General features: G+C 59.2%; 3 protein-coding genes and 1 pseudogene. 3 read left to right on the top strand and 1 reads right to left on the bottom strand.

What is annotated here, in order from left to right; translation table 11 throughout:
• A partial coding sequence (smpB, locus tag H5U08_RS12385) for an SsrA-binding protein SmpB (RefSeq protein WP_297033487.1) occupies nt 1-361 on the top strand: 361 nt, incomplete at its 5' end.
• 143 nt (nt 362-504) lie between these two features.
• Here smpB and H5U08_RS12380 read toward each other — a convergent pair.
• A complete protein-coding gene (locus H5U08_RS12380) occupies nt 505-1,668 on the bottom strand; it encodes an aldose 1-epimerase family protein (RefSeq protein WP_297033483.1) in 1,164 nt (387 codons plus the stop codon).
• Between the two features lie 370 nt (nt 1,669-2,038).
• Here H5U08_RS12380 and H5U08_RS12375 point away from each other — a divergent pair, with 370 nt between their 5' ends.
• Nucleotides 2,039-2,941, top strand: a complete 903-nt coding sequence (locus tag H5U08_RS12375; protein WP_297033480.1) for a PfkB family carbohydrate kinase — start codon at nt 2,039-2,041, stop codon at nt 2,939-2,941.
• 254 nt (nt 2,942-3,195) lie between these two features.
• Nucleotides 3,196-3,893: pseudogene (locus H5U08_RS12370) on the top strand (pyruvate dehydrogenase (acetyl-transferring), homodimeric type); the annotation flags it as partial.

Genomic DNA, 3,893 nt, shown 5'->3' with positions numbered 1-3,893 from the left:
GAAAAGTCTGCGCAACGGGAAAGTTTCCATCGAGGAAGCCTTTGCCCGGGTGAAAGATGGCGAAGTATGGCTTTACAATTGCGATATTCCGGAATACCCGCAGGCCAATCGTTTTAACCACGATCCCAAGCGTCCGCGAAAGCTCCTGCTTCATCGGCGGGAAATCAAAAGATTTGCCGGACAGGCATCGCAAAAAGGCTTGACGCTCATCCCGTTAAAGATTTATTTCAAGCGGGGACTGGCCAAGGTCCTGCTCGGCCTGTGCCGTGGGCGCAAAGAGCACGATAAACGGGAAATCATCAAGAAAGAGGAATCGCAGCGGGAGATCCGGCGGATCATGCAGCGGTATCAGAGCCGTTGACCCTGACCGGCTCCTCCGTGCCTCGAGTTCTCATCCGCGATGCTCGGTGGGGACCAACGACGGTTCCGCCCCCCATGACTGGGAGTTCCGCCGGGACGTGGTCGCGGACGTCGTCACGTTAGCACCGGCGAAAATCGGCCTGTTCACGGTGACCATTCAGGCCAGGGTTCCCGAAGAACCTCGGGCGCTATGCTTCCCTGTAGCCGGAGGATCTCGCTCCGCGCACTGGATACCGCGTCGGAACTGCACAGAGCCGACACCGTGACCGTGAAACTGCGAGATTCACCGGGCTGAAGGGTGATGACGCGGCCTTTAGCCTTTTCAAAGGAGCGACGGTTGGGGAAATTCACGGCGGGCTCCAAACCCGTCACGTATCCATCACAGGTGGGCTGCTCGTTCTTCCACAGGGTGAAGTACGGCAACTCCTGCACATTGAATCCTACACGAACACCCCGAGTGCCCGTCTCGTTGTGCAAAACGGCCTGCGTAAAGCCTTTGCCGTCACCGAGCGGCTGGATGAAATAGACCGTTTCGGGCTTGCCGGGTGTCTCCGCGCCATAGCTGTCCCAGCGATCGATTTCCGGGGCTGCCACGGCGTCGCGGGGAGCCAGCCGTTTGATCGGCAGGATGACGCGCGACCCCGGCTCCAGGAGCGGCCGCCCAAAGTTGATGTGGTAGAGAAGCTCCATTTCGCCGGGCACAGCGGCCAGATTGGTGACCGTGTCGGTAACAGAAAATTCGCAGGAATTCGGCAGGGTGCTGATGACCGTGGAAAGTTTCAGTTTGTTGAAAAAGAGGCGACTTTCCAAAACTTCTCCGCAGATGGAAAGCTCACCGGTTTCGTCGTCGGCCACGATTTCCACCCGGGAGGCCGGGAGATTGGCGATCTTGCCGTGGAGGGGATAACGCAGAACGCCGTGGTCGTCAAATTCCGGCGCCCCGTTGCTTTCCAGACCGCAGCGAACGAACAGTTCGTCGAAGCCGTCCAGCCAGCCCAGGCCGCTGGGCTCCCAAAGATTGACCCAGCGAGGATGGACCGGCCCGCGGATCGGCGCCTTCCAGCCCAGTTCCAGATCGCCGCACCATGCCCGCCAGATTCCCATTCCGCGCGTGGGGAGCACTACCAGACGGAGACGCCCGTTGTTGAGTTCGATGATCTCCACGCCCTCGGAACGGCCACCGTGCAAGGTCCGCTTGTTGACAGTGACCCCTTCCGGAAGCGCAGGGGCGATATCGTGCGTGAGTGTCAACTGTTCCACCCAAATACCGCGGCTCACATCGGTGATGACCCATTTTTGTTTCGCCATGGCCGGTCCCGTCTCCGTGTTGCGGTTGTGATGATCGACTGATTCGCGGGATTCGGGCTGGGGCTCCGTGGATTCCCAGGGGTTTGTCGTCCCTGTTGCCCCGATCCCCTCCTCCCAAAGCACTGGTACAGTGGCGTTAGTTTACCGGCCAAAAAGTGTCAAGGAAAGCGTGGCCTGGCATGCGCAACCTGGTTTGCCTGGCGCGGATTGCGCGGGCGCCGGACGGCTCTTCCCGCCCCTGTTGCGTTGTGCTGGGCACGGGGCGCGAAAGTCGGTATCCTTAGAAAGACGTCAGATGCCCGTTCGAGGCAGTTCGTATCGCAGATCGAGATTGGCCGAAAAAGGTACTTGGTAACGGAGAGCAGGGTCCATGCCGCTTGTTGTTGTGGGTTCCGTCGCTTTGGACAGTGTGGAAACGCCCGAAGCCAAACGGGAGAACGTCCTCGGGGGATCAGCGGTTTATTTCTCGCTGGCCGCGCGGTTCTTCACCCGTGTCCGCCTGGTGGGTGTGGTGGGCGATGACTGGCCTGCCGAGCACACGAAGCTCCTCGAAGATTCCGGGGTCGACGTCAGCGGTCTCAGTGTGGTACCGGGGGCGAAGACGTTTCGCTGGCGCGGGCGGTATATGCCCAATATGAACGATCGGGAAACGCTCGAAGTGCAGCTCAACGTGATGGAACAATTTGACCCTGTACTTCCCGAGGAGCATCGGCGGTGTCGCTTCCTTTTTCTGGCCAACGGATCGACCCGGATGCAGCTCCGCGTCCTCGAGCAATGCGTGGGGCCGAACCTCACAGTTGCCGACACCATGGATCACTGGATCCGCACGGAGCCGCAGGAGTTGCGGACCCTGCTCCAAAAGATCGACGGATTGGTGCTCAACGATTTCGAAGCCAAGCTGCTGGCGGAAGAGGAAAATCTCATCCGCGCCGGCCGAAAAATTCTCGACATGGGCCCCAGTTTTGTTGTCATCAAAAAGGGCGAACATGGGGCCATGTTTTTCAGTCGCCACGAAATGTACGTACTTCCCGCTTATCCCACAGCCGATGTGGTCGATCCCACTGGAGCCGGAGACAGTTTCGCCGGTGGGATGATGGGCTATCTGGCGGAACGAACGGAATTCTCGCCAGAGGATCTCAAAACGGCCATGGCCTACGGAATCGTGGTGGCCAGTTTTACCGTGGAAGACTTCAGTGTCGATCGGCTCCTCAAGATCCGCCGTCAGGACATCGACGCCCGACTCGACGCCTACCGGAAAATGCTGACGTTTTGAGGCCCATGTGGGGGGGTCATTCTTTGTCGTCGCGCGGAGCAACGGCAGGCTTCCCCGTGGAGAAGACTGGCATTTCGGGCCGATGATTCGGAAAAACCGGTCGCAGGGCCGAAGTGCCAGATATAATTGAAGGAATCCGAGAAAGCGACATCGGCCCGCATGGGATCCGCTGGGAAAGCCGGTGCCCTTCCAAAGAGCCAGAAAGGATTGGGCTGGGCCGTTAACAAGAGGGGTTAATCAAGGAGTCACGCCTGATGTGTGCCCTAGATGTTCGGGAACAGGAAACCCAGGAACGCCGACCAACGAACGGACAATTGCCGGAAGGTGCCATTCCTCAACTGGCCAGGGACATCGATCCTGAAGAAACTCAGGAATGGCTGGACGCCCTGGAATACGTGATTCGCAAGCACGGTGGCGAACGGGCGGTCTATCTTTTGGAACGCCTGAAAGAAAAGGCCTTCCGCAGCGGTGTGCCGTGGGTCTCCGCCGCCACGACTCCCTACATCAACACAATCCCCCCCGAGAATGAGCCCGAATACCCCGGTGACCGCGCCATCGAGCGGCGAATCAAGAGCATCATCCGGTGGAATGCGATGGCGATGGTTGTGCGGGCAAACCGGGTCAGTTCGGGAATCGGCGGGCATATCTCCACCTATGCCTCGGCCGCCACGCTGTACGAAGTGGGATTCAATCACTTTTTCCGCGGCAAGCAGGGGAACCATCCGCCAGATTTTGTGTACTTTCAGGGGCACGCCAGCCCGGGAATTTACGCGCGGGCATTTCTGGAAGGCCGCATCACGGAAAAACAACTGGAAAACTTTCGTCGCGAGCTGGCCGAAGGCGGCGGGCTCAGCTCCTATCCCCATCCCTGGTTGATGCCCAATTTCTGGGAATTCCCCACGGTCTCCATGGGACTGGGGCCGATCATGGCGATTTACCAGGCGCGATTCAA

The sequence above is a fragment of the Thermogutta sp. genome, from assembly GCF_014359955.1.
Classification (GTDB): Bacteria; Planctomycetota; Planctomycetia; order Pirellulales; family Thermoguttaceae; genus Thermogutta.
The sequence above is the reverse complement of the archived record's forward strand: the minus strand, read 5'-3'. Positions and strand labels throughout refer to the sequence as shown.